This window comes from Pseudomonas sp. TMW 2.1634, assembly GCF_001703595.1.
Taxonomy (GTDB): Bacteria; Pseudomonadota; Gammaproteobacteria; order Pseudomonadales; family Pseudomonadaceae; genus Aquipseudomonas; species Aquipseudomonas fragi.
On sequence record NZ_CP016849.1, the window covers coordinates 1,303,947 to 1,330,650 of the forward strand.

At 58.5% G+C, this 26,704-nt stretch carries 20 protein-coding genes, 1 tRNA gene and 2 pseudogenes; 7 read left to right on the forward strand and 16 right to left on the reverse strand.

Annotation, left to right across the window (positions count from 1 at the left end):
• Nucleotides 1-16 precede the first annotated feature (16 nt).
• Together BFC21_RS06155 and BFC21_RS06160 are read right to left on the reverse strand one after the other, a co-directional pair.
• Entirely contained in the window at nt 17-1,423 is a 1,407-nt protein-coding gene (locus BFC21_RS06155) for an FAD-binding oxidoreductase (RefSeq protein WP_120265802.1), read from the reverse strand.
• Between the two features lie 48 nt (nt 1,424-1,471).
• Nucleotides 1,472-2,290, reverse strand: a complete 819-nt coding sequence (locus BFC21_RS06160) for an AraC family transcriptional regulator (RefSeq protein ID WP_088377449.1) — start codon at nt 2,288-2,290, stop codon at nt 1,472-1,474.
• A 241-nt stretch (nt 2,291-2,531) separates the two neighbouring features.
• Here BFC21_RS06160 and BFC21_RS06165 point away from each other — a divergent pair, with 241 nt between their 5' ends.
• Complete coding sequence (locus BFC21_RS06165; protein WP_088377450.1) at nt 2,532-2,810, forward strand: DUF1652 domain-containing protein; 279 nt, start codon at nt 2,532-2,534, stop codon at nt 2,808-2,810.
• A gap of 98 nt (nt 2,811-2,908) precedes the next feature.
• Here the strand turns inward: BFC21_RS06165 and ggt are convergent, their stop codons facing one another.
• Nucleotides 2,909-4,738, reverse strand: coding sequence for a gamma-glutamyltransferase (gene ggt, locus BFC21_RS06170; RefSeq protein ID WP_120265803.1), 1,830 nt, complete (start codon nt 4,736-4,738; stop codon nt 2,909-2,911).
• A 14-nt stretch (nt 4,739-4,752) separates the two neighbouring features.
• Nucleotides 4,753-7,224 (reverse strand): UvrD-helicase domain-containing protein, encoded by a 2,472-nt coding sequence (locus BFC21_RS06175; protein ID WP_088377452.1) that lies wholly within the window; start codon nt 7,222-7,224, stop codon nt 4,753-4,755.
• Between the two features lie 256 nt (nt 7,225-7,480).
• On the opposite strand from BFC21_RS06175, the gene BFC21_RS06180 reads away from it, so the two are divergent.
• Nucleotides 7,481-8,176 carry a pirin family protein gene (locus BFC21_RS06180; RefSeq protein ID WP_088377453.1) on the forward strand — a complete coding sequence of 232 codons (696 nt, stop codon included), beginning with the start codon at nt 7,481-7,483 and terminating at the stop codon, nt 8,174-8,176.
• Nucleotides 8,177-8,735: 559 nt separating this feature from the next.
• Here the strand turns inward: BFC21_RS06180 and punC are convergent.
• Nucleotides 8,736-9,917 (reverse strand): purine nucleoside transporter PunC, encoded by a 1,182-nt coding sequence (gene punC / locus BFC21_RS06190; protein ID WP_088379480.1) that lies wholly within the window; start codon nt 9,915-9,917, stop codon nt 8,736-8,738.
• Nucleotides 9,918-10,035: 118 nt separating this feature from the next.
• On the opposite strand from punC, the gene punR reads away from it, so the two are divergent.
• On the forward strand, nt 10,036-10,995 hold the full coding sequence (gene punR / locus BFC21_RS06195) for a DNA-binding transcriptional activator PunR (RefSeq protein ID WP_088379481.1): 960 nt from the start codon (nt 10,036-10,038) through the stop codon (nt 10,993-10,995).
• On the opposite strand, the gene BFC21_RS06200 is transcribed toward punR, so the two are convergent.
• From BFC21_RS06200 to BFC21_RS06215, 4 genes are all read right to left on the reverse strand, one after another.
• The gene (locus BFC21_RS06200) at nt 10,931-11,542 is read right to left on the reverse strand and encodes a LysE family translocator (protein WP_016781033.1); all 612 of its coding nucleotides are present in this window, start codon (nt 11,540-11,542) and stop codon (nt 10,931-10,933) included. The two genes, punR and BFC21_RS06200, sit on opposite strands and share 65 nt — an antisense overlap.
• A 204-nt stretch (nt 11,543-11,746) precedes the next feature.
• Nucleotides 11,747-12,274 (reverse strand): DUF4174 domain-containing protein, encoded by a 528-nt coding sequence (locus BFC21_RS06205; RefSeq protein ID WP_088377454.1) that lies wholly within the window; start codon nt 12,272-12,274, stop codon nt 11,747-11,749.
• Nucleotides 12,275-12,746: 472 nt separating this feature from the next.
• Nucleotides 12,747-13,331: a DedA family protein gene (locus BFC21_RS06210; protein WP_120265804.1), complete on the reverse strand. Its 585-nt coding sequence runs from the start codon at nt 13,329-13,331 to the stop codon at nt 12,747-12,749.
• A 45-nt stretch (nt 13,332-13,376) separates the two neighbouring features.
• Nucleotides 13,377-14,423: a DMT family transporter gene (locus tag BFC21_RS06215; RefSeq protein ID WP_088377456.1), complete on the reverse strand. Its 1,047-nt coding sequence runs from the start codon at nt 14,421-14,423 to the stop codon at nt 13,377-13,379.
• Between the two features lie 290 nt (nt 14,424-14,713).
• Here BFC21_RS06215 and BFC21_RS06220 point away from each other — a divergent pair.
• The 3 genes from BFC21_RS06220 (at nt 14,714) to BFC21_RS06230 (ending at nt 17,824) form a co-directional block, all read left to right on the forward strand.
• Nucleotides 14,714-14,800, forward strand: a tRNA-Leu gene (locus tag BFC21_RS06220).
• Between the two features lie 248 nt (nt 14,801-15,048).
• Complete coding sequence (locus BFC21_RS06225) at nt 15,049-15,267, forward strand: hypothetical protein (RefSeq protein WP_095039541.1); 219 nt, start codon at nt 15,049-15,051, stop codon at nt 15,265-15,267.
• A 649-nt stretch (nt 15,268-15,916) separates the two neighbouring features.
• The gene (locus BFC21_RS06230) at nt 15,917-17,824 is read left to right on the forward strand and encodes a PIN-like domain-containing protein (protein WP_120265805.1); all 1,908 of its coding nucleotides are present in this window, start codon (nt 15,917-15,919) and stop codon (nt 17,822-17,824) included.
• A 176-nt stretch (nt 17,825-18,000) separates the two neighbouring features.
• On the opposite strand, the gene BFC21_RS06235 is transcribed toward BFC21_RS06230, so the two are convergent.
• From BFC21_RS06235 to BFC21_RS06245, 3 genes and pseudogenes are all read right to left on the reverse strand, one after another.
• Nucleotides 18,001-18,897 (reverse strand): hypothetical protein, encoded by an 897-nt coding sequence (locus BFC21_RS06235; RefSeq protein ID WP_095039542.1) that lies wholly within the window; start codon nt 18,895-18,897, stop codon nt 18,001-18,003.
• A 72-nt stretch (nt 18,898-18,969) separates the two neighbouring features.
• Nucleotides 18,970-19,461 carry a lysis protein gene (locus BFC21_RS06240; protein WP_371914942.1) on the reverse strand — a complete coding sequence of 164 codons (492 nt, stop codon included), beginning with the start codon at nt 19,459-19,461 and terminating at the stop codon, nt 18,970-18,972.
• Nucleotides 19,462-19,486: 25 nt separating this feature from the next.
• A pseudogene (locus BFC21_RS06245) lies at nt 19,487-20,019 on the reverse strand (glycoside hydrolase family 19 protein).
• Between the two features lie 54 nt (nt 20,020-20,073).
• Here BFC21_RS06245 and BFC21_RS06250 point away from each other — a divergent pair.
• A complete protein-coding gene (locus BFC21_RS06250) occupies nt 20,074-20,457 on the forward strand; it encodes a hypothetical protein (RefSeq protein ID WP_120265806.1) in 384 nt (127 codons plus the stop codon).
• A 25-nt stretch (nt 20,458-20,482) separates the two neighbouring features.
• On the opposite strand, the pseudogene BFC21_RS06255 reads toward BFC21_RS06250, so the two are convergent.
• The 4 genes and pseudogenes from BFC21_RS06255 to BFC21_RS06270 all read right to left on the reverse strand — a co-directional run.
• Nucleotides 20,483-20,834, reverse strand: a pseudogene (locus BFC21_RS06255) (hypothetical protein); the annotation flags it as partial.
• Between the two features lie 143 nt (nt 20,835-20,977).
• On the reverse strand, nt 20,978-24,055 hold the full coding sequence (locus BFC21_RS06260; protein WP_088377457.1) for an efflux RND transporter permease subunit: 3,078 nt from the start codon (nt 24,053-24,055) through the stop codon (nt 20,978-20,980).
• Nucleotides 24,052-25,218 (reverse strand): efflux RND transporter periplasmic adaptor subunit, encoded by a 1,167-nt coding sequence (locus BFC21_RS06265; RefSeq protein ID WP_088377458.1) that lies wholly within the window; start codon nt 25,216-25,218, stop codon nt 24,052-24,054. The genes BFC21_RS06260 and BFC21_RS06265 overlap by 4 nt, the downstream gene beginning before the upstream one ends.
• Entirely contained in the window at nt 25,215-26,633 is a 1,419-nt protein-coding gene (locus BFC21_RS06270) for an efflux transporter outer membrane subunit (protein ID WP_088377459.1), read from the reverse strand. Before BFC21_RS06270 ends, BFC21_RS06265 begins: the two co-directional genes overlap by 4 nt.
• Nucleotides 26,634-26,704: the final 71 nt, after the last annotated feature.

The window sequence follows — 26,704 nt, forward strand, 5'->3', positions numbered from 1 at the left end:
TAAGCGCACGTGGTGGTTAATGCATGAAACCTTCCATAAACCCGGCCATGCGGCTGGCAAACTGCCGACGCCAGGGCGGGCTGTGTGGATTGGCCAGGGTTTTGTCTTCGTACACAAAGCTGCGAATGATCGCGTTGTAGCCCAGCCAGCGGCACGGCTCGGGTTCCCAGGCCTTGAGTGCGCCAAGCCCGCCTGCGGTCAATACCCACGGCTGCCTGACCTCAAGGGTGTCGCGCTGCAAAATCAGGTCGGCCAGGGTGCGCCCGCCCAAATGACTGGCGCCTACCCCCTCTCCGCCGTACCCCCCTGCCAGGGCTATGCCCTGCTGGTGATCACAGAGCATGTGCGGCTGAAACCGGCGCGACATGCCCAGATTGCCGCCCCAGGCGTGGCTGATCTCGACGTCTTTAAGTTGCGGGAACAGTTCGCTGAACAAATAGCGGCGCAGTTCGATTTCGTCACTGCTGAGGTCAAAATTCTCACGCAGGCGCCCGCCGAACTGATAGCCACCGCGGGCACCGAATACCAGGCGATTGTCTGCCGTACGCTGGCCGTAGGTGACCTGCCGGCTGCTTTCACTGAAGGCCTGGCCATGACACAGACCAATCTCGTTCCAAGTGGTTTGAGACAATGGCTCTGTTGCCACGATCAGACTTTGTACCGGCAGTTGATAGCGCCCCAAAGGCGCCAGGGTGTTGGCGTAGCCTTCCACGGCAGGCACCACCCAGCGGCTGCGCACGTTTGCCCTGGCGGTGCGGGCAAAGCCTGCACGCCATTCAGTGACCGGGCTTTGTTCGTAGATTTGTACCCCCATGCGCTCAACGGCACGGGCCAGTCCACGCACCAGTTTGGCAGGATGAAGGGTGGCGATATGGGGGGTGAAGATTGCGCCATACGGTTTTGCCACGCGGATTTGCTCTGCCAGTTCAGCGGGGCTCAACCAGCGGTAGTCGGCTTCATTCAAGCCTTCGCCATACAGGTTTGCCAGATAGCGGCGCAAGCTGGCTTCCTGCTCCGGGTAGCGTGCGGCGCAATACAACCCGCCGCCCTTGCGATAATCGCAGTCGATGCCTTCACGATCGATGACGTTTTTCACCTCATCGGGAATGCCGTGGAGCAAATCGAAGGATTGGCGCCGCTGTGCTGCAGGCAGGCCTGCAAGCAAGCGGTCTTCGCCCAGCAGGTTGCCCATCAGCCAGCCACCATTGCGCCCTGATGCACCAAAACCGGCCGTTTGCGCTTCAACAATGGCAATGCTCAGTTCAGGCGCATGGCGCTTGAGGTAATAGGCCGTCCAGAGCCCGGTGTAACCGGCGCCGATAATGGCCACATCGACATCCAGATCATGCTCAAGGGACGGACGAGGCGTCAGGTCCTCCCCGAGCTGGTCCATCCATAAACTGATTGAACGCCATGCTGGCATTTGCGACTCCACACCGATCCAGGAATGGCTCGATCCTAGTCGCTGGCATCAGGGCGCGTCTTGCGTGCGTGCCCGCAAAGAAATTTGTTTGGCGTAAGCCTTGGGCGATTGCCCGGTGTGCTGGCGAAAACAGCTGTAAAACGCCGAAATCGAATTGAAGCCTGCCGCAAAGGCCATTTCATCCACCTTGGCCGGAGTTGCAGCTGCGTCCATCGCCGCCAGCACATGGCGCAGGCGGGCCTGATTCACATAGCGGTAAAAGCTTTGCCCGAGCACCTGATTAAGCAGGTACGACATCTGGTTGCGCGTGTAACCGCAGGCCCTGGCGACTTGCTGCAGGTCAAGTTCGGGGTCAAGGAAGGGTTGCTGGCGTTCAAAGTAGGTTTGCAGGTCTTGCGCCATAAAACTCAGTTGCCGTGCCGACAACCCCAAACGGCTCACCGCCGGGCGCAACGAGCCCTGCCGGGCCGGGCTGGCCGCCGTTTCGTGAACCAGCGAGGCGTACTCATTGACCTGCCAGATCAGCCCGTCGCGCACGGTAATCGCCTCACTGGCACGAAATGACACCAGGCCCTGGCTACCACGCAAAGTCATGCGGTATTGAATAAACGCGGTGTTGCCATCCAGCCGGATACGGTCGCTATGCTCAAGGGCCTCATCCGGCGCCCTGGGCATGGACGACTGCACATATTCGCGCAGTTCATCGAGCAGCATGACCCGATTCTGGAAGAAGTCGTTGTAGGTCACATCGGGGTGATACAGCGCCATGACCCCCTCCAGATCCCGATGCTTCCAGCACAAGTGGTAACCCAGCACGGTTTCGCCCGTGGCGCGGGTATTTTCGGGGCCGTCGTCTGGGGCTGGCATGGCAGGCTCAAGGGCAAAAAACACAGAGTGCCGAGTTTGCGCGTGGCCTTCAATGGGTACAGGCAGCGGATAAATCACCTAAGTGCATGATTCACATCAAAGTACAGGTAAACAACCGGGTTGCAGGGTAAAAAAGACTTAGCAGCAATGCTTTTGGGTGCTAGGTTTGAACTCGAACGACTCGATATACAGATGCGGTCAGAAACAACCGCCCGATACCTTGAGCTAAAGGAATTGCTCTATGTACCCGATGGACAACATCAACAAGGTCACCTTCCCCAATGCCTGCCAACTGATGCGCTGGCATTTCCACCCGATGGGCTTCGAGGCGACCATGGACGCGCCCGGCAGCATGGTGGCCCGGCTGTTTGACCGCGCCAGTGGCGAAACCGTGATTGCCGTCGCCGGTATCCCCTGCACGGCAGTCATGACGCCCGGCCAGGTAGGGCGCATCATCCAGTGCGTTGAAGACGAACTCGAAAGCTTTGTGCCGCCAATGGCGTGGCAGGCGCAGGCTTGAGTTTGCACAAAGCCCTGTAGATACGCTGTTGTAGGTCAAGCCCTATTGTGGGAGCGAGCAGGCTCGCTCCCACAGTTGCAGTTTTCCAACCGCTGGATTCAATCGCCCAATGCAGTGCCTTCACGGCGCGGATCGGCACCGCCCACCCAACCGTCCTTGCTGCGCATGATGATTTGCGTGCCACTGGTCATTTCAATCAGCGCAACCTTGTGCCCACGGGCCTGCAGCTGCTGCACAAGGGCCGGGCTGAAGCGGCCTGTCTCCAGTTCGGTGTCGACATTGCGGCTGCCAAAATTGGGCAGGCTGATGGCGTCCTGAGGGTTCAGTTTCCAGTCCAGCAGGCCAACCACCGACTTGTTGACGTACTCGATGATCTGCGAACCGCCCGGCGAACCAATGGTTGCGACCAGTTCGCCACTGTTGCGGTCGAACACCAGGGTCGGGGCCATTGAAGAGCGCGGGCGTTTGCCCGGCTCGATGCGGTTGGCCACCGGCTTGCCGTTTTCTTCGGGAACAAACGAGAAGTCGGTGAGCTGGTTGTTCAAAAGAAAGCCATTGGTCATCACATGCGAACCAAACGCGGCTTCAACCGAGGTGGTCATGGATATGGCCCCGCCCTGATCGTCGACAGCAGCTATTTGTGAGGTAGAAATGCGCAGTGGCGATCGATCCGGGGCCAGGGCCAGGTGAATACCCGCCGGTACCCCCGCCTCGGCGCGGCCCATGCTCCTGTCACCCATCAACGCCGCCCGGGTCTTGAAGTAGCCGTGGTCTGTCAGACCTTTCACATTGACCGGTATAAAGTCGCTGTCCGCCAGGTACTGTGCCCTGTCAGCGTAGGCCAGGCGCTCAGCTTCGGCGATCAGGTGTACGGCTGTAGATGAAGGCTCAAGACCTGCTACGGTGCTGCTCGGCAAGGGTGGCATTGTGGCCAGGTCAAAGGCCGGGGATTGCTGTTGCAGGGCCTCAAGTATGCCCAGGGTCTGGATCACGGCCACACCGCCCGAGGACGGTGGTGGCATGCCACAGATTTGCCATTGCTTGTAGTCACCACATACCGGCGTGCGTTCCCGGGCCTGGTAACCGCTGATGTCAGCCAGGGACAGCGTGCCGGCTCGCGGGTGGGAGCGCACCTTGTCCACCATCGCCCGGGCCACTGGCCCCTGGTAAAACCCGTCGGCGCCGCGCTCTGCAATGGTTTGCAGGGTGCGTGCAAGTTCCGGGTTTTTCAGCAAGGTACCCACCGGCAAGGCTTGCCCTTGTGGTGTGAGGAAATACCGGGCCATTTCCGGGGAGCCGGCGATAAACGGGTCGGCGGCGATTTGCGTATGCAAGCGCTTGGACACAGGAAAGCCGTCGCTGGCCAGTTTGATTGCCGGTTGAAACAGCTCACTCCAGGGCAGTTTGCCATGCTGCTGATGGGCCATCTCCATCGCCCTGAGCACCCCGGGCACACCGACGGAACGCCCGCCTATCTGGGCCTGGGAGAAAGGTATCGGCTGGCCATCAGCCCCCATGAACATGTCCGGGGTAGCTCCTGCCGGGGCGGTTTCGCGACCATCGAAGGCCTGCACCCGCTTGCCGTCCCAGTACAGGATGAACGCGCCGCCACCCAGGCCGCTGGCCTGGGGCTCAACCAGTGCAAGTACGGCCTGCATGGCAATTGCTGCATCTATTGCCGAGCCGCCCTTGCGCAGCATTTGCTGGCCAGCCTGCGTGGCCAGCGGGTTGGCGGCGGCGGCCATATGCCGGGTAGCGTGTACCGGGGCCATATCGGTGCGCAAACCCGAGGCTATTTCGGGTGCAGGCGGTAACTCGCTGGGCGGTTGCAACCCCGGCTGCACAGTACTGCATCCCCCCGTCCACAGGGCCAGGGCTGAAAGTGCAAATACACGGGCACGGTTGTTTTTGGCAAACAGGGCATCCATCAAAAGGCAATCCTTTAATTATTGTGGGTGAGGCGCAAATCCTCGAAAAACGCCTTGCCCTGGGGCACGCGGTCCGAGGCTCTGGGGTTATTCGGCCCTTGGCCATCCTGGCTTTCCACATACCAGTAGCAATGCTTCACGGCCCGGGTGATGCCGACATAAGCCAGGCGCAGGATTTCGTCTTTCTGGGCAGTGTCGTACGGCTCGGGGTCACCCTCCTTGCCCAGGCCTGCCATGCGGTACACCTGGTTTTTGTAAGGTGAGGTTGTCAGATGCTGACAATCCCCCAGCAGGAAAACAGCATCTGCCTGCAGGCCCTTGGAACTGTGATAGGTCAGTTGCTTAAGCCTGCGCTGCTCCGGCGCCAACCTAGAATCAACATTAACTACTGACTGTATATCCTTTTCAATCAATAACTTGTCGCTGCTTTTTCGAAATAACATCAAGATACTGTCGCCGGCGTTGTAATGCTCGATCAACTGCGCGGCCAGGGCCTGATCATCGCGATTGAGCACATTCACCGGGACGGCCAGCTTGGGTTCACCGCTGGCCTTGGCCCGCTTGCCGGCAATTGACGGCGCGGCACGGACGATATGCTCGGCGGCATCGATGATGTGCTGATGGCTGCGAAAGTTGTCACTGAGCATCACCCGGGTAGTGGCGGGCGACAGGAATTGCTTGTCGAACTCCATAAAGTACTTGGGTGAACTGCCCCGCCAGCCGTAGATCGATTGCCAGTCATCGCCCACGCACAATAGCGAAGAACGCTGGGCTCCACGGCCAACATGCATGGCCGGGCCACGGCTGCGGATCTCGCGCAAGCTGGCGCGCAGCCAGGACACAATCTGCGGCGAGACATCCTGGAACTCATCGATCATCAAGTGCGACAGCGGGCGCAGTTGCTCGTGGCTGAGCAGCTTGAAATTCTGCGGGGTGTTTTCGCCAAACAGGGAGAACATGCGGTTGTACGTCATCACCGGCGGGGTCTGTGCCAGCAAATGGTCTTCCAGCGCTCGCCAGAACAGGCTCAAGGCCTCAAAAAAGAACCGGTCCGGGTCATCCTTGGCAAAGCGCATGTCGCCTACCGCTGCGGCCACGTCGAGCCCCAGGTTTTCGATAAAGCTGGCGGCCGCGACAAAACTGTCGAGCAAGGGCGCCGAACCCAGCTCGCCCTTGAGCTTGTAATCAAACCCCGGGCCTGCGCTGGCATCCCCTGCCAGGGCACTGACAACACGTTTAGCAGCGTCGTAATTTTCAAGCCATATCAATGGCTTGCTGCAAAATGCTTGAAACAGGGTGCGCTTGACTGCCCATTCGGCACGCACGCTGAGCTTGGCCCCGGGACGGCAGATCTGCGGGTTCTCACGCGGGTCGAAACCCAACACCACCCAGGCATCCAGCTCGGCAATATAGCCGTGGCAATGGAACTGCGAGCCATTGATCTCAACGGTCTCGCGATTGGGTTCGATGCCCTTGATCGGCCACGCGCCGGCGGCAAACCAGAGGTCTTCCAGGGTGTCGCACAGTTCTTCGTCACGCCTGGCGGCCAGCTCGGTCACCGCCATGCGTTTTTGCACATCAGGGTGGTCGCGCTCCATCTCCTTGAGCTGCAAGGCATGCAGGCGCAGCGGTGCTAGGGCCTGGCGGAAACGCTCATCACGGTTATGCAGCGCGTGATAACAGGCGTTGAGCTGCTGGCGTTGGGCGTCGTTGATGCGCAGGTCAAACGGGTTGCTGTCGGTATCGTCGTCGTTGAGCAGGTTGCGATTATTCAGGGTCTCGAAGGCCTGTAACTGGCTGTAGCCGGGCAAGCTGCGCACCATAGGCAAAATCCGCGAGTGAAAGGTGCGTACTACATCACGGGCTTCCTTGAGCGACAGATCGCGCCCCCACAAGGCGAAGATTTCCTGCAGCTTCTTGATAAAGTCCTTGCGTGACTCGCGGGTGAAGGTCACCACGGTCATCGAATCGAGCTCAAAGCCCAGGTAATGGGTCAGCAACAGAATGCGCAACACCAGCGATGTCGACTTGCCAGCACCGGCGCCTGCAACCACCGAGGTCGACGGCGTATCGCTGAAGATCATCTTCCACTGTGCCGCACTGGGCTGGGCGTGCCCGGGCAGATTGGCGGCCACGTCGGCCTTGATCAGTTTTTTCAGTTCAGGGCCCAGCGGCAGGCGCCAGTCATCGAACAGGTTGTCGTCGATCCCGGGGGCACGCAGTTCCTGCGGGCGCATGTCGCTGATAAACAGCACCTGGCGGCCCTCTTCCAGCCCTTCGGCATGGCCCTCCTTGAAACCGTAATCCACCCCGGCACTGTGCCCGCTACGAAAGCCGTCCGCCTGCCCCTGCAACCAGGACGGCGCATGCTGTGCGTGCAAACGGCTCAGGCCCCTGCCAAACAATCGCGCCGCCAGGCGCTTGAGCAAAGGCAATTGAGCAATGGGGGCAAGTTGTTCAGGCAGTTCGGGATTGTGTTGCGGCACGCTGACTCCAGGTGTGAGGCTGTCCGGGCGGAAGGGCTATGGTCACCCCATTGCCCGCCAATTTCTAGCTAATTGCTTGGGCATCAGCCGTTTAGAGCCAGTTTTGAAGGTTAATAGCGATTTGATAGCCCAGAAAACCATCTATCAAATAGATAGTTTTGACGCATTTTTTCAGCTTTTTATCGATAGGTTTCGGGTAGAGAATCATCCCATCGCCAACCGGGCAACCCTTGGCAGCCTACTCAGGAGAAGCATCATGCTTGAACTCAGACCTTTCAACACACTGGGCGCAGCTAACCACGGCTGGCTGGACGCCCATCACCACTTTTCGTTCGCCGAGTACTACGACCCGCAGCGAATGAACTGGGGCAACCTGCGGGTATGGAACGACGACGTGATCGCCCCGGGTACCGGTTTCCCGAAGCATCCGCACCGTGATATGGAAATCATCACCTATGTTCGTGAAGGGGCTATCAGCCACGAAGACAACCTGGGTAACAAGGGCCGTACCGAAGCAGGCGACGTGCAGGTCATGAGCGCCGGTACCGGGATTGCCCACAGCGAATACAATCTGGAGCCGACGCCGACCAGGATTTTCCAGATCTGGATCATCCCCAATCAGCAAGGGGATGCCCCGTCCTGGGGGGCCAAGCCTTTCCCCAAAGGCCAGCGCGAGGGTTTTGTGACCCTGGCCAGCGGCAAGGATGGCGATCAGCAAAGCCTGCGCATTCGTGCCGATGCGCGACTGGTAGCGGCCAACCTCAAGGCCGGTGAGACCGCCGAGTATCGCTTGGACAGTGGCCGCCGGGCCTATCTGGTGCCCGCCACCGGGGTGATTGAGGTTAATGGTCTACGGGCCAGCGCACGGGATGGTGTGGCCGTTGTCGATGAGACCGTGCTACGGGTCACGGCAATTGAAAACAGTGAGATTGTGCTGGTGGATGTGGCTTGACGAAGTGTGCGCTGCGCAACTTCTGTAGTCGCTGTCGAGGCACGTAGGCTGCGTACGGCTGGCCAATAGTTTTAACGACAAATCGCTGGACACTTACTGGTAACGCACTAAAACAGCACGCGCCTGATTGGCTACAGGCGCGTTGTTTTGACTCGTTGGAGTCGGGAAAAACTGACCCACCGTGTACATATCCGGCATTCGCGTTTAACCGGAATATGGGTTTCGCTCTTACAGCGAGTCACTTTGCAAAAGCGGCAAAGTAACCAAAGCGCTTTCGCCCCATCGTACGGCCTTCGCTTCGCTCAGGTTCCCTCGCTACAGTCCTGCTCCGTGGGCACGCCGCCACGGGCCATCCTTGGCCCATCGCGGCTCTCCCGGCATCCATGCCGGTCGACCCACTCCACAGAACTTCCTCTCGGCCTCCCGGGAGGGCTGGCAGATCAAAAGCACTGCACCCGAGGCGGCCGACCGGCCGGCCTGTTGGCATGGGTGGCCTACCCTCACTCTTTTGTGGCTTGCGCCTGATGGGTGACAGGTGCGTCACGGGAGGTTTCTTGAGTCAAGACGCCGCCAACACCTCGGTATTCACCTTGCGCCGCTGAATCAAATACCCCAGCACCGCCAGTGGCGCCGTCGCCAGCATCACTTCTACCGTGATTTGCAGCGGCTGGCTGATAAAACTCGACACCAGCAAGCTGCCCAAAAAACATAACCCAAGCTGCAAGGTGTTCTGCAAACCTGCGGCCTTGCCGGAGTTTTGCGAAAACGGCTTCAATGCACTCGCTACAACAATCGGATAGCTCGCACCATTGACCAGCGCCATTAGACAAAAGGGTATCAGCAAGGTAGTCAACGTCGGCACGGTCTGGGTCGCAACTACATACAACCCGACCATGCTCGCGCAGTACGCCACCAGCAACCAGGGCAACAGCGCCCGTCCGCTGATGCGCTGCAGCGCGCTGCGACAGCTGTAGCCACCCACCATAAACGCAACAGTAGGCAACGCGTAGCTCAATCCGATATCGCTTGGGCTATAGCCCATGTCACCCAAAATAAAAGGTGAGGCTGTCAACCAGGCAAAAAAGCTGGCCGAGCACGCGGCGAAGATCATCACGTTGCCACTGAAAGTTGCAGTGCTCAGCAGTTGCCAGTAACTCACCCTGGCCTTGACTGCCCTGGACGCTACGCGAGGGGGCTCCTTGAGCAGCAGCGTCGGAACGATTAACAACACCGCCAAACCCAGCAACACCGCAAAAATCGCCTGCCAGCCCAGATGCCCCAGCACCACGGCCCCCAGTAACGGTGCCAACGCAGGTGACAGGCCCATCAGCGGCATGATCCCGGCAAACACGCGGTTGGCCTTGTCAGCCGGGTAGCGGTCAATGACCAGCGCCTGCCAGGTCACCGCCGCCGCGCAAATGCCGATGGCCTGAATAAACCGCAGGCTCAGCAGCAGCACACTGTCCTGAACCCAGAACATGCCTGCGCATCCCAGGGCAAACAGCGACAGCCCCGCCAGCAACACCGGCTTGCGCCCCCAGCGATCCGACAACGGCCCCCACACCAACTGGCCCAGGGCAAAACCGGCCAGAAAGATGCTCAGGCTGGCGCCCACCGCCCCCGCAGAGAGCCCCAGCTCACTGCGCAACGTGCCGAATGCCGGCAAGTACATATCCATCGCCAGATAACCCAGCATGCTGAGCCCGGCGAGGTAACAGGTAAATCCAAAAGAGTTCTTCATGTGCACCCAAAACTTGCCATCAAACAATTTGTTGACTGACGCGCATTATCCAGTTGAGCATTTGCTTGTGAAGCGATAATAATTGCCAACTGACATCGAATTTTTTGAAGGCAAAACCGTGTGGTCTGAATACTCCCTGGATGTGATTGACGCTGTCGCCCGCCACGGCAGTTTCAGTGGTGCAGCCCAGGAGCTGCACCGCGTACCCTCCGCCGTGAGTTACACCGTGCGCCAACTGGAGCAGTGGCTGGCAGTGCCATTGTTTGTGCGTCGCCACCGCGACGTGGAGCTGACGCCCGCCGGGCAGATGTTTGTCAAAGAAGCCCGCGACGTGATGAAAAAAATGCTTGGCACCCGCCGCCTCTGCCAGCAAGTTGCCAATGGCTGGAGCGGCCAGTTGCGGGTGGCCGTGGACTCAATCATCAAAAAGCCGCGCTGCCAGCAAATGATCATCGACTTCTATCGGCACTTTCCCGATGTGGAGCTGATCGTTCAGTACGAGGTGTACAACGGTGTGTGGGATGCCTTGGTGGATGGCCGCACTGACCTGGTGATCGGCGCCACCCGTGCCGTGCCGGTTGCAGGCAGTTTCGCCTTTCGCGATATGGGTTTTCTGCACTGGTTGTGCGTTGCCAGCCCGCAGCATCCGCTGGCGACCATTCCCGGTTTGCTCGGTGACGAGGACCTGCGGCCCTACCCTGCGCTATGCATGGATGACACCTCGCGCAGCCTGCCCAAACGCGACACCTGGACCCTGGATAACCAGCGCCGGATGATGGTGCCCGATTGGGCTTCGGGGCTGGCCTGCTTGAGTGACGGCCTGTGTGTGGGCATGGTCCCGGCCCATCTGGCCCAGCCCCTGATCGACCAGGGGCAACTGCTTGCGCTGAATCTGCAGCGGCCCTTCCCCGCCAGCCCTTCGTGCATAGCCTGGGCGCAGAAAAATCACTCCCCGGCCATGAGCTGGCTTTTGGAGTATCTGGGAGACACCGCCACCCTGAGCCAGGAATGGCTCAATGAACATCAAACAGAATCGGATACAGCGACACCACCAGCAGCATCGCCATCGTCAGGTTGAATGCCAGCAACCACCTGGGCCTGGTCAGCACGCTGCGCAACGCACTGCCGCAGCCTGCCCACACGCACACGCTGGGCAAGTTGATGATGGCGAACACCAGGGCAATGATAAACACGTTGGCGATGTAACCCTGCGAGGGCGTGTAGGTGGTAATTGCACCAATGGCCATGACCCAGGCCTTGGGGTTGACCCATTGGAAGGCCGCCGCGCCCCAGAAGCCCAACGGCCTGCCGTGGGCCGCCTCCGATGGCGAAACAGGCCCCGAAGTGGCGACTTTCCAGGCCAGATACAACAAATACGCCGCCCCCAGATAACGCAACACGGTGTAGGCCACGGGGACGGCCTTGAAAACCCCGCCCAACCCCAGGCCGACCGCCAGCACCAGGAACATAAAGCCGAAACTGATCCCCAGGGCATGGGGGATGGTGCGCCTGAAACCAAAGTTGACCCCCGATGCCAGCAGCATGGTGTTATTCGGGCCAGGGGTAATGGAGGAAACGAAAGCAAAGAGGGCGAAGGCAGAGATCAGTTCAAGGGAAAACGGCATAGGGGATCCGACTGTGAGGGGGCGGTAGAACCACCCTATCGGATTACCGTGCTGGCATTGCGCTACAGATGGTCACTATTTTAACCACACACCTTGGCAGTGGCTTTCACATCACTTTCACATCATTGCGCCTAGATTGGATCCACTCCTTTAGTGAATCCCATTTAGGCCCGCTCCCCCAGCGGGCCTTTTTTTGCCTGGCATTCAGTCATCCAGCGCCTGTACCGCTTTGCCCGGCTTACCCGACTTGCCCGCCGCACTGCCTTTGGCGGGTGGCTCCACGGCGACCGGAGCCTGGGTCTCCTTCTCGGCCACGGGCAAGGCATCAATGGTTTTGAACAGTTCGGCGAGGTCAACATCACCCACTGTCTCGACTTTCTTTTCGCCATCCTTGCCGATCAGGATCACTTTGGCCTTGTCGATGATCATCCCCGGCTTGAGCCCGCGAATCAGCGACATGGTGCTCTGGGGTTCAAGGTCCTTGCCATCGCGTTTGCCGGTAATGCCCACAATCGTATAGAGCACCATGTTGCGCTGGTCAAAAGCCTGCTTGTTGGCCGGGTCCTCAAGGGCTTTCTTGAGGTTGACCAGGGTTGGGTCGGCCTCGGCACGCGCAACGATAACCAGCGGGCGAAACTTGCCGCGGTCCTGTTCGAGCGGGCTTGGAACTTCAACGGCCTGCACCGTGCCAGTGACCAGCACAGAGGCAAGGATCAATAAACGGATAAACATCCAGATCTCCTTTTACTATCGGACCGGCTTGGCGAGCGTGTTGCCAATGCCTTGAAACCCTTGGCATTGACCCTGTAGTTCAAAGCGTAGGCCAAGGGTTCAGTCACGCAACCGGGTTCCCGGACTTTGCCTTTCATGTTTATTTTTTGCAACTGCATCCCGGGCGGGTCTTGCCCATCGCCAGCGCACGCGCCCCTCCCGACACACGCCAGAATTTCAACGCCACGCCCTTGACCAGCCTACCCCTTGCACCCGCGAAACTGACGGCAGCAGCGGGCGCCTGAAGACCGTCGAGCGAGCCCGAAAACATTAGAGATCCTGACACTCACAAGATGGCAACAACGACAGTTGTTGCAGGAAAAATCTTCTTTGAACGCGAGTAAAATCCAATTTAACGAAGGAATTTTAGTGTTTTTTGACAGGCCAAAAAACCCGGCTCAACGACACAAATAGTAAACAAGTAAGCCGTGGATCAAGGTGTTCTGACGGCCTTGGTTTTCGCCCTGTAGTGACGGGCCACGGCCACCACCACCATCAATGCCACGACGCCCAGGGCGATCGGCAAGCGATAGGGTTTGAGGTCGCCCAGCATGCCTTCGAGAAACTCCCCGGCCCAATATCCGCCACTGGCAAACAGCGTTGCCCAGACAACTGCACCCAGGGCATTGACACACAGAAACTTCAACGGCGACACCTTGCTGGCACCGATCACCATAGGCCCGATCAAGCGCATGCCGTACAAAAACCGCACCGAGAAAATCGACACCGTCGGATACCGGTTAATAAGCTGCGTCACGCGATCGATGGCGGCCTGCTGCTTGTGCAGGCGCGGCAACAGGCGAGCACCGAAATAACGCCCGGCCCAAAACAACAACTGATCCCCCAGCATCCCCGTCAGGCTGGCATAACCAATCACCGGCAACAGCTTGAGTACATGCTGGTGCGCCGCCATCCCCCCCAGAATCAGAATGGTTTCACCTTCGAGCAGACAGCCGATAAAAATGGCCAGGTAGCCATAGGTTGCCAGCAGGTAATTGAAATCGATGTGTTCAAACATGCGCAGTCCATAGCTCCATTAAATCAGGGTGCAAAATGCAGCGACTCAGTGCCGGTGGCGATGATGGATATCCGGGAAGTGCGGGTGGTTGTGGTTGATCACAGCATGCTGATGCGTGTGGCTGTGGGCCTTGCCGGCCGGCACATCCTCGGCATGTGTGTGCTGGTGGTGTTCATCGTGGGTATGGCGATGGGAGTGCTCCAGCGGTTGATGTTCATGCTCATGCTCATGGCGTTCGGTCAGGTGTAGCCAGACCCCGACCACCATGCAGGCTGCAGCCAGCCAGAACAGCAACGACACCGACTCGCCCAGCAGCACAATGGCAATCGCTGCGCCCAGAAAAGGCGCCGTCGAAAAATACGCCCCGGTGCGCGCCGCCCCCAGGCCGCGCAAGGCCAGGACAAAAAGCACCAGGCTCACACCATAGCCTAAAAAACCGATCAGCAGGGTCGGGCTCAGCACTCCGGGCGCCGGGATCTTCGCCCCCAGAATCAAAGCAATCGCACAGTTCACCAGCCCCGCGAACAGGCCTTTGGCGCCCGCGATATAGAGCGCATCTGAAGCAGACACCTTGCGCGTCAGATTGTTATCGACCGCCCAACAGAAACAGGCCAATGCCACGGCCAACGGCCCAAGCCAGGACCGCGACACAACCGCGCCGCCCCCTGCCGGCCAGGACAACACCACGCCGCCGACAATGATTGCCAGCATGCCCAGCACAATCCGCCGGTCTGCGTTTTCCTTGAAGACCACCCAGGCCAGCAGCGCAGTCAGCACCGGCTCAAGATTGAGCATCAGCGAAGCCGTCGCACCGCTGGTGAGGGTCAAACCGAACATCAAGGCGACAGGTCCCAGGATCCCGCCAAACACAATGGCCCCCAGCAGCCAGGGCCATTCACCGGCCCCCAGGCCCGAGCGCTTCCAGCCCCGATCGCGCACACAGCGCACCAACAACAACCCCAGGCCACTGCCCAGGTACAACAGCCCGGCCAGCATCACCGGCGAGACTTCAGTCCCCAGCACCTTGGCCAGTGGCGTACTGGCCCCGAACAGCGCAGCGGCTGCCAATGCATAAATCACACTCGTATTCATCACGCCCACTCATGTCCCGGCTGTGCAAGCAGCCTAGCCTACTCGGGAATACGCGCCGCAGCAGCGCGGCAAATGCCTGCGCCAGCACGGGCGCAAACCCGGGCCTTTACTTATATCTATGATTTTTCGACGGTTTTGGCCTGCCAACGGGAAAAAAAATGTCGCCAAATAGGCGCTATCGAACTTGCCTCATGGGCGCAGGCTCTATATATTCGTCCACCTGTTGCGCGGGCCTTGAGTACTTTGTTCGTTAAAGCACCGACCTTCGTGACCCGCTTTACAGCGCTACCGCCCGAATGGCGAAATTGGTAGACGCATGGGACTTAAAATCCCCCGTTCGTAAGGACGTGCCGGTTCGATTCCGGCTTCGGGCACCAAACAAATCAAGGGCTTGCATGAGATTCTTCGTGCAGGCCCTTTGTTTTTTGCACCGCAATTCTGAAAGCTGTTCCGCAATTCTCGATTTTCGCCCCTTCCCCTGGCGTCCTGCCAAAGCACAAAACCCAAAGCTCATACCACTGCCAAACACCTCGTACCCGACACTCGCAGCTGCATGCCGCACCTTGAGTTCACTTATGGTTTTTAGTGATACTGGATTGATTGCGACATACGGGAACCGCACACCATGCCTCTCACCAAGCCCAACCAAGAGCTACGCAGGCACCTGAAAGCAGCAGCCTTCGCTCTCGATGACGCCGCGCAAGATCTGTTCCGGGAAGCTAAAGGCTACGCTGAACCCGAGTTCCTGATGGCTATGGCAAAAATCGCAAAGCTTCATGAGCATGTTGATCAGCTAACGATGTTGGCGGACGAAGTGAAGGCTGGAAAGATTGTGCGGGGTTAGCTGACCATTCCTGGACACATGACCGGGGTGAATCATTACGACACGAACCTCCTAGCACCCCATTCAAGCTGGACTTACTAAGCGCCAGTAAATACGGGACTCCAGCAACAGGCGCTCGCTGCAACGACGCCCAACGCCGCTGGGCAACGAGTAACGATGTTACTCGAAAAGTCACTGAGGCTTTAGCCTCCTCCCACGGCGTTCTGCCGAGCGAACACAAACCCAAAATAGCTCATGTTCACTACAACGGATTTGTAGTCCGATATGAAAATTCATACGGGCTGTGGCTTGTAGCTATATTCATTTCCGAAACGCTGGCTGAGTCGGTGCTCTGCAAACCGCTTAGGATGCATACTCTGTCTTTGGTTTCGGAACTGTATTTGACTTTTCTTGCGTCGTGCCGACCAAATACACCCCGTTATTCTAGAAAAGGATCGGCCCAACCGCCTGGCACCATACTTGGAGCCATATTTGAACGGCGGCCGCGATTGCATAGGAACTACATTGAGTTCCCCCAAACAATACGCATCACTGACCATAAGCACATATTCGATAAAAGTTAAGTGCGTATTTTCTTGACCCAAGGAGCTTAGACAGGCTACATGGTGCACCTAAAAACCAGATTATGTCAGGGCAAGGGAAGAATCGGATGCTACTGGGCCATTACGTATTAGACAAAACTTTTGATGAGCATGTTCGCGATATTGCCAATCTTGCAAGTGATCCGCAAACCCTCATCTTTTTTGATACCAATATCCTCTCGTACCTGTACAAGCTGCATGAGGCGGCGCGAAGCGAGTTCTTCGCTTGGTCTGATACCGTCTTAGATGCTAACCGTTTGGTCATTCCGGCATGGGCAGCCAATGAGTATCTTTCGAAGGTGACGTCAAAAACACTCGATACTTATACTCCCAAGAGTAAAGAACACACCCAGGCGAACAAGCTGCTCAATAGCTTGTTTGAGAGTGCATCTTTGTTCGTAGACGAAGTATCACTGAAAAAGATAAATTACACCTCAGATCGCGCAACCTTTATTACGGACTTCCGCACAGCCATCGATGCGCTGACTTTGTTTACGAGTGTCTTCTCTCAGGAATTTGACTCAGGTGTTATACATGAGCAGATTGATGCGCACTTGTCGTCAGCAATTCTCGATTCCGATCTTGCTGCCCTTTGCGCCCGAGCAACTCAAGAAGGTCCCGGAAGATTTGAACACCGGCTTCCGCCAGGGTTTCGCGATGCTGACAAGCCCGAAAACCGCCTCGGCGATCTAATTATCTGGTTCGAAATACTCGAAAAATCTTTTGCTAGCAAGGAGATATTCCCAAAGGTTTTATTCGTCACTAGGGATGAGAAAGATGACTGGGTTTATGCACCTAGAAAGCGCACGGAGCTGGTAAAAGGTAACCGAAAGACGGTTAACAACGCCCGTCCTGAAATCAAAATAGCAGACCCAAGACTCGTCACCGAGTTTCGTCGCCTGACCGAGCACTCCAATATTGCAATAGCAAGTTTTGACATCCTAGTTGAAGGTTTGTCAAAGGCCACACCGGCACTCTTCTCTCATCTTGCAGCAGCAATCCAAATCAATATAGAGGAATCAGCACCAGTTCCGACCGTTGCTTTCGAGGAGCCAGAGCCACCAGTACTTAATCAAGCGGTTGATGCGCCAGTCGAGGTAACTCGAGAGGCCGAGGAGATGCAACCGGAGGCTTCCGAACCTGACCAACCTAATTTGGTCTATGAGCAAGCGGCGCTTCGAGACCGGGAATATCAAGCCGATGCTCCGTCGTCTATTAACGAGATTATCCGCGATCTGAAATCGTCAAATTGGTACACCCAAAATCCTGCTATAACCAGAATTAGCTCTATCCGCGAGGAACAGTTCACACCCTCGTCGTGGTTTGTACTCGGCCGCAATATTTATCAGGCTGCTTGTGGCAACTCCCAGAAAGCTATGGAGTACGTTGCAGGACTTGAATCGCAACTTCTGCAATTTCCACCCTCTACTGCCAAACATCAACTCGCCGGCATACTATTCGAGATTTATTTTGACTCGCGGGGTGAGTTTCGCTCTCGCATCAAGTTTAGCCATGCTGACATGCCACTATCAGTTGTAGTGAATCAGAACTACTCTGATGTGACTGAGTTTATGAAATGTAAGCTACGTGACCACAGAGAGCGTCTCACGTTCATGCCCGGTGATAGCACAATTAAGGTAATCCAAATCATTGCTGCGCCATTGAAACCCGAAGACGATACTCCCTCGATACTGGACGACCAACCATCACTCCCTACGCATGAAATTCAATCGGTACAGCTTGATGGAGTCGAACTTCTGAGCGTCACAACTGAGGGAGATCAGAGGCCGTGGATGGGGGTCTACGGGAGTAAATTTTTCAGCCCAGACCGCATAAGAGACCGGATTTCAGATGATCTTGCGATCCCAAAATGGGCACTTCAAATTAAAACCGAGCCGCCAATGAGTTCGGATGTTTTCCTAGCCGTACCAGAAAACCACGGAATTAAAACAACCTTAGCGCTTAAGCACCTATAGCGCTCGAACTCATCTTGAGATGTTGCCTAAATGTACCGGCGGTTTCGCCGGTCCAGTAGGTGCTGGACAATAGAGCTCGGCAATATTCGCATGTAGCACATATGGGTTTAGTTATTTAAATTCTTTATTTTCAACACCTAGAAATAAGATCCCGACCTTAGCCATACCGCTCAAAGCTATGGGTTGAAAGGGGACTCACAATCACTCCCCCCTAACAACGCATCTTTAAGACATTGCTCTACCCATACAATATCTCTCACCATAGATGTTGGTATCCACTCCAGCTTAAAGGACTTGGATTTCGGATCAGAGCCACTTTCCCCCGCAGCCAAAAAACAATATTTATCATCGGGCTGCGGATCAGACAAGAAATCACAAATCCAATCCTTGCTTGAGACAACACCACCTGACTCAAACTTTTCATAAAAAGATAGATAGATACCCAACACAGAATCCCGATGCTCTTTTAAAAGAGGAAAAACATACAGAGACCCCGAACCTAGTTTAATCTCCTCTTTTAAAGAAGCGCCCCACTCCGAGTAACTATCGAGTAGACCCTGCCTTGAAAAGCGGGGAACAATCTCTAACCCATCGCCTGGAATGATATTCACATCAAAGCTAACAGGGGGCATACCACAATGCTGCGTATAATTACGTAACTTATATAAAAAACGATATGAAAACATGTTATCGAATTGATAAGCCGTCAATGCCTTGAAGTACAGAAACTGATCTGAACCTTTACCATATCGGCGAGAGATAGAAGTTCCAGCATGATCAAGAAACGTTCTAACCGAACCAAGAAAGCCAAGCATCAGGCTATTTGTTTTAAAAGTAAGATCATTCAAGTGATTTTGATTTAATAAATTAGCTTCGCCCGCCATCGCGCGCCCAACATCCACTAATCCAATTTGAAACCGCCGATATTCTTCAAGAACAAACTTTAGCAACTCGTAATCCTTGCTAAACTTCGCGACAACATTACGATGGGCTTTATATAGCTCATACTGAGCTTCGGTTACCAACCTAAAGCCCGATAAATTCTCCCCTTCTACTTTCGCTAGCTCCCTCAATCAACATACTCCTAATCTAGTCTATTTTAGTTCACGCTCTCTTTTATCAAAAAATTACATTTATACGCAAATTTAAAAGTCAATAATTTTCTTAACAAATGCCTGACAAGCGGTGAGAGCAGTTAGTCCTTGGTCACCGTCACCGGTGATTCCGATAATTCGTTGAGCATGCGCTGGGTCAAGTTGGGCTCTATGGGCGCCATAAACCATGCTGCCGGGGCTGGTGGTGGCTTGCACTGCGTCACAACCAGTTGCGGCGGCGTCGAGTTGGACTGACAGCCGCAGGTCAGCAGTAGCAAGGCGATCACGCAGGCGTGCCTGTTTCGTTGTCTCATCGGTAAGGGCTCGGTAATGGGATTGGTCACTGGCTGCCAGCCATTGGTCCAGGGCGAGGCGCTTGCCCTGCTCTGCCAGAATTTGCGCGGAGTTGGCATTGGCCAGATTGGTGCGCTCGGTTTGATAGGCCGCTTCCTTGGTGGCCAACTGCTGACCATAGGCGTTGGCCTGCCACTCCCATGCGGCCCACGCGCTGCCCGCCATCAGGGCGAGGATGATCAGTAGCACCCGCCCCACTTCACCGCATCGATCTTCACGCCAACACCTTGAGCGCACGGGCGTACAGCGCCTGCCGATCGGCCGCGCCGTTCTGGCCACCGTTGATGCGCTGGGTAATCTTGTCGAACTGGCCCGCGTCGGCCAGTGTGCTCAGGCCCTTGGTCGCCCAGAACCATGCCGCTGACATGCAGGCGTGCTGTGGTTTCTCCAGCAGTTCGGGCTGCTGATCATGCCAAGGGCCAGTGCTTCACCGCACGCCTCGTAGTTGGCACGCCCGGTGACTTGGCTCAGGCCACGACCACGGTATTAGGAGCCGTCACACTTCTCGGTATTACCCAGGTCTGCCCTGCCCTCGTATTTGGCCTGGGCTTTGGTTGGGCCCCAGATTTCTTTCAAGTGCTTCAACTGGCCAGACTCATGCCAGAGCTGGGCTATGGAAGCCCCCACGCGTTTCAAGCCAATAATCTGGTAGTGGTTCATGGCAGTGTTTAGAGCGGACACACAAACGCCGGCTGATTGGCCGGCGCTCGGGAGAATCTGCAGCAGTTGCTGCGCTGCGATGCTCATGAGTTTCTCCAAGCGTAAAAACGTACTTAGGTGGGATGGATTGATAGATGGCAAATGGCCTGCTATCTGATACAAAGGGAATTATTTACCCAGAGAGATTTCGTGATGATGCTTTGCAAGAAATGCAATCAGGTCACCGCCCGCGTTATCACCAAGCGAGATTTGAGCAAGCTTTCGAAAAGTAACTACATAGGACCAGCTGTAGCGGCTGCTACCGTACTCGCCGCCAAGACCGGCGGATCTGGCATTGCCAGCGTGGCTGCCAATGCAGCGAAGGCAGCAACAAAGGGGCCCAAGGAGCTATTGATAACCGCAGGAATTACACTAGCCCTGAGCGCTGCAGGAGTTGGTGTGAAGTATCTATTTTCAAAGCGCACGGCAGGCGACAAAACCTATGCTTACTGCGCAAAATGCGGCCACTACGAGCCAATGGCCTGAGATACTCCGTAGAAGCGGTGGTTCGCTAATATTTTCTCTCAAGGTTAAAGAAAGCCCGAACAAGGGGGCCGGTATTGGCTTTGTTCGGGTTAGAGTTGAACGATTTCAGGGGCTTCTCTGGCTTCTTGCCTTTGACATTGGCCTTGCCCTTCTTGCCGGCATTGCACTCGATCGTCGTCGACCAGCCGGATTGGGTGAATACCTGCTCCCGGGAGTCCACCAGATACTCGCCATCGGGCCTGTCCTTGAGTCCCTGTGCGTTGTTCATCCGTTCTGCGAACAGATCAGAGCGCCCGGGCATTTCCAGCCGTACACCGGCCTTTGAGCGGTTGAATGCGTTCAGGCGCGCCTTGGCGGCCTTTACGAACGGCGGTCTTACACCCCCCGTTCGTAAGGACGTGCCGGTTCGATTCCGGCTTCGGGCACCAAACAAATCAAGGGCTTGCATGAGATTCTTCGTGCAGGCCCTTTGTTTTTTGCACCGCAAAATTCAGACTGCTGCGCAATTCTGGCCCCCTCCTCAGGCCATCTCCTCGACAGCAACGGCCTGGCGCTTGCCCCGCCGCCGCTCAAACCACAGGTACACCACCGGCGTGGTGTAGAGCGTGAGGATCTGCGACACCAGCAAACCGCCCACTATCGCAATCCCCAACGGCTGGCGCAGTTCTGCGCCAGCACCATGACCGAACGCCAGCGGTACGGCGCCGAGCAAGGCGGCCAGCGAGGTCATCAGGATCGGCCGCAGGCGCAGCAGACAGGCTTCGCGCACCGCATCCCGGGGCGACAGGCCCCGCTGCTGCGCCTGCAAGGTGAAGTCGACGATCATGATTGCGTTTTTCTTGACGATGCCAATCAGCAGGATGATGCCGATCATGCCCAGCACCGACAGGTCCTGCCCGCTCAGCATCAGCGCCAGCAGCGCGCCAAAACCCGCGGACGGTAAGGTCGAGATGATGGTCAGCGGGTGGATGGCATTCTCGTACAGCACGCCCAGCACGATGTAGACCGTGAGGATGGCCGCCAGGATCAGCCAGGGTTGCGATTTGAGCGAGTCCTGGAAGGCCTGGGCGCTGCCCTGGAAGCTGCCGACCACGCTGTCGGGCATGGCCACGGCCAGTGAGGCCTGGTTGATGGCGCTCACCGCTTCGCTCAAGGCATGCCCGGGCGCCAGGTCGAACGACAAGGTAATGGCCGGGAATACCCCCTGGTGGTTGATGATGATCGGCACTTGCTCGCTCTTGACGCTGGCCAGCAGGCTCAACGGCACCAGCGCCCCGCTGTCGGCGCGGACAAATAAATGTTCCAGGGTCGCCGTGGACGTTTGCCAGGCTGGGTCGAGTTCCAGGATCACATGGTTCTGGTCCAGTTGGGTAAACAGGGTTGCGATCTGCCGCTGGCCAAAGGCGTCATAGAGCACATCGTCGATGGCCTGCACCGTGACGCCCAGGCGCGCGGCCGTGGGGCGGTCGATCAGCAGGGTCGACTGGGCAATGGCCTGTTGCTGGTCCGAGGTGACGTTTTGCAGCGGCGCCAGGGTCTTGAGCCGAGCCAGGAGCACGCCGCTCCAGTGATCCAGTTCGGCGCTGTCCGGGTCCTGCAGGGTGTACTGGTACTGGGTCTTGCTGGCCCGGCCACCGATCTGGATGTCCTGGTTGGCCTGCATGAACACCTTGACCCCGTCCAGCCGGTCCAGCGCCGGCTGCAGGCGACTGATGACCTGCCCCGCGCTGGCACTGCGCTCGCTGAACGGCTTTAGGTTGATCATTATCTTGCCCTGGCTCACGGTCGGGTTAGGCCCGATCCAGAAGTACACCCGGGCCACATCCGGGTCCTGGCCGATGATCTCGGCAGCACGGTTGACCTGTGCCTGCATGGCGGTTGGCGAGATGTCTGCAGCGGCCTCGGCAACGCCCTGGATCAAGCCGTTGTCCTGTTGCGGGAAGAAGCCCTTGGGGATGGCTGCATACAGCGCCGCGGTGACGACCAGGGTAGCCACGGCCACTGCCAGGGTGATGCGCTGGTGGTCGAGCACCCAGTCCAGGCTGCGCCGGTAGCGGTTCTGCACGCCATCGAACAGGCGTTCGCAGGCTTTGGCAAAGCGCCCCTCCTCGCTTTCGGCATGGGGTTTGAGCAGCCAGGCGCAGAGCATCGGGGTGATGGTCAGGGACACGATCCCGGACATGATGATCGCCACGCTCACCGTCACCGCGAACTCGCGCATCAGTCGCCCGACAATCCCCGACATCAGCAGGATGGGCAGGAACACGGCAATCAGCGACACGGTCATCGAGACGATGGTGAACGCCACTTCGCGCAGGCCGTCGACCGCCGCCTGCAGCCGTGACTTACCCATCTCAAGATGGCGCACGATGTTCTCCATCACCACGATCGCATCGTCCACCACAAAGCCCACGGCAATTGCCAGCCCCATGATCGACAGGTTGTCCAGGCTGTAGCCCAGCAGGTACATGACCCCGAACGTGGCCGTCAGCGACAGCGGGATGGTCAGGCTGGGGATCAGCGTGGCCGTTGCCTTGCGCAGGAATACGAAGATCACCACGACCACCAGGGCAATGGACAGCAGCAAGGTGAACTGCATGTCATTGACCGAGGCTTCGATGGTCTGGGTACGGTCACCCACCACCTGCACCTGCACGTCCCGGGGCAACGAGGCGGTCAGCTCCGGCAGGCGGGCCTTGATCGTGGTGATGGTCGACAGCAGGTTGAAACCCGGCTGTTTATGAATGTCGACAATCACCGTGGGCTCGGCGCCCAACTGCGCCGCCTGCTGGGTGTCTTCGGCCCCGGCGATCACCCGCCCGAGGTCGCCGAGCTTGATGGGCATGCCGTTTTTATAGGCCACCACCTGCTCGCGATAGTGTTGCGGGTCGAGCAATTGATCGGTAGCCCCCAGGCTGATGGAACGGGTCGGGCCGTCGAGGGTGCCCTTGGGCTGGTCGAGGGTGCTGACGCCAATGATGCTGCGCACATCCTCCAGGGTCAGGCCACGAGCCGCCAGGGCATCGGGATCTATCTGCACGCGCACCGCCGGTTTCTGTTCACCATGAAAATCCACCATGCCGACCCCGGGGATTTGCGACAGGCGCTGGGCAATGTAGTTGTCAGCGTAGCGGCCCAGTTCAGGCAAGGTACGGGTGGGCGAGGTCACGGCCAGGGACATGACCGTGCCTTCGGCCGGGTTGACCTTGTTGAAGGTCGGCGCGCTGGTCATGGTCCGCGGCAGGTTGGGCGTGGCGGTGTTGATCGCCGTTTGCACGTCCTGGGCGGCGCCGTCGATGTCCCGCGACAGATCGAACTGCAACACCACCTGGGTTTTGCCCGCCGCGCTGGACGAGGTCATCGAGGTCACTTGCGGCACTGTGGCAAACGCACGCTCCAGGGGCGTGGCCACCGAGGACGCCATGGTTTCGGCACTGGCGCCGGACAACTTGGCGGTGACTTGTATCGTCGGGAAATCCACGCTCGGTAATGGCGCGACCGGCAATTGAAAATAGGCAAACACTCCCAGCAGCATGACTCCCAGGGCCAACAGGCTCAGGCCCACACGGCGCTGGATCAATCCGGCAAGCCCCTTCATGGCGCCACCTGCGCCAGCTCGGCCGTGCTGTCAGTGTTGACCGGCGTGACCTTGAGCCCCGGGGCGATGCGGGACTGGCCCTGCACCACAACGGTTTCACCCGCCGCCAGGCCCTGGCGGATCCACTGTTTGCCATCGACCACCGTGGCGGCGTCGACCCGGCGTGGCTGCACCCGCTGCGCGGCATCCACCACATAGACAAAATGGCCGTCGCGGCCCAACTGCACGGCATCGCTCGGCACCACGGCCACATCATGGTGGGTCTGCACCAGCAACCGCGCACTGACCAGCTCGCCGGGCCACAGTTTGGCGGCGCTGTTGTCGAACTGCGCCTTGAGCTGCACCTGACCGCTGGCCGGGGCCACCTGGCTGTCGATAAAACTCAAGTGGCCACGGGCGATTTCCTGCTGGCCGTCACGGCTCATGGCGACCACCTGCAGCGCGCCCTTGGCATTTTCTTCAAGAATGTTCGCCAGCGCGTCCTGGGACACGGCGAACGCCACCGAGATCGGGTTCATCTGGGTAATGGTCACCAGCCCGGTGGCCTCGGCGCCGTGGGCGATGGCGCCGACATCCAGCTGCCGCTGGCCGGTACGCCCGGTGAACGGCGCCTTGACCCGGGTGAACTCCAGTTGCAGGCGCGCCGTGTCCAGCGTCGCCTGATCGGCCTGCACCGTGGCGTGCTGGGCCGCCAGTTGCGCGCGATAGGTGTCGACGTCCTGGGTCGGCCCGGCCTGCGCGGCGGCCAGTTTGCTGGCGCGGTCGAGGCTGACCTTGAGGTTGGCCAACTGCGCCTGGTCCTTGGCCACCAGGGCTTGCGCCTGGGCCACCTGGGCCTGATACAGGCGCGGATCGACCACCGCCAGCAGGCTGCCCGCAGTGACGGTCTGCCCCTCTTCGAAGAGCATTTGTTGCAACTCGCCGTCCACCCGCACCCGCACATTGACGCTGTTGAGCGGCTGCACATTGCCAATGGCGCTGATCCATACGGGCAGGTCCTGGCGGCTGACCCGGGCCATTTGCACCGGCACGGCGTCCTCCCCGGTCTTGACCGGCGCGGCTTGGGCCTGCCGCAGCCAGTAGGCGCTGGCAAAAGCCACGGCGAGGCCCAGCACCGCCAGCCCCCAGAAAGTGACGCGAGGATGTGATTTCAAGGCATTCATGGCTGTGCCACCTGAGCTGGAGAATGGGAAGCGAGGGTCTGGGGCGCGAAGTCGCCGCCCAGGGCGCGGAACAGCCCGACAGCGGCCTGCAAGTGCTGCAGGCGCACCTGCAACAGAGTGTCTTCGGCCTGGTACTGGGTGCGTTCGACGATCAGCAAGGTCTGGAAGTCGGTCGAGCCGAGCCGGTAGCGAACCTGCGCCAGGCGGGCCGCCTCCCGTGCCGAATCGACCGCAGCCCGGTTCAGGTCGTAGCTTTTGTCCAGTTCGCGGGCGGCGCTGAGCTGGGTTTGCACATCCTGCAGGGCTTCGATGATGGATTCGCGGTAACTCGCGGTCAGTTCCTGCACATGGGCCTGATCGAAATGCAATTGCCCCTTGAGCTGACCACCGGCAAACAGCGGCTGACCAAGGGTGCCGATGGCGCTCCAGATCTGCCCGCCACCCAGGGTGTCGAGGCCGCCGAGCAAGTCCAGCGACAGGTTGGGCAGGAACGCCGCGCGGGCGACGCCGACATCGAAGTTGGCCGATTGCAGCCGCGCTTCGGCGGCCTGGATATCCGGGCGCTGGCGCAGCAGGCCGATTGGCAGCCCGGCAGCAGGCTGCGGCACTTGCAGGTTGTCCAGCCCGCCCGCTTGCAGATGAAAGCCCGCAGGCTGCTCACCCACCAGCACGGCCAGTTGATACAGGGCCAGATCCCGTTGCTGGCGCAGGGGCGGCATCGCGGCCTCGAAGGTTTGCATGGCGTTGCGTTGCTGGGCGACTTCCAGGTTCGACACCGCGCCCTGGCTGGCCTGCACTTGCACCAGCGCCAGTACCCGCCGCGCATCGTCGGCAATGGCCTGGGCCAGGCGCAAACGCTCTTCGAGGGACAGCACCTGGAAGTAACTGTCGGCAATGCTGGCACCCAGGCTCATGCGCAGGGTCTGGGCATCGAACAGCGTGGCGCTGGCCAGGGCATCGGCGGAGTCGGCCACGGCCCGTTGTTTACCCCAAAAGTCGATCTCATACGTGGCCTGGGCAAACACGCTGCGTTTTGCCGTGGTGCCGTAGTTGTTCTGGCGCTGGAAACTGCCGCCCAGGTTCAGCGCCGGATACTGCCCCGCACCCGCCACCTGCGCCGAGGCGCGGGCCTCATCGATGCGGCTGGCGGCAGCCTTGAGGGTGTAGTTGCCGGCCAGGCCGCGAGCGATCAACTGATCCAGTTCGGCGCTGTGGAATTCCCCCCACCATTGCCCGCCACGGGCCGCAGGGCCAGCTGTCGCGCCGTCCCACTGCGGGGCCAAGGGCAGTTGCGGCGGGTGGTAGGCGGGCACCATCGAGCAGCCGGCGAGCAGCAACCCGCCGAGCACGGCCAGGGAAAAAGGGAAAACACGCACGCGGCGCCATCTGCGCGCCGCCAGGGTTGGAACCGACATGGGCAAGCCATCTCCCGCTTGAGCCTGTGTGGAAAACTCCACGAATGCGGCCAAGATAGCGGGGGGCGCCT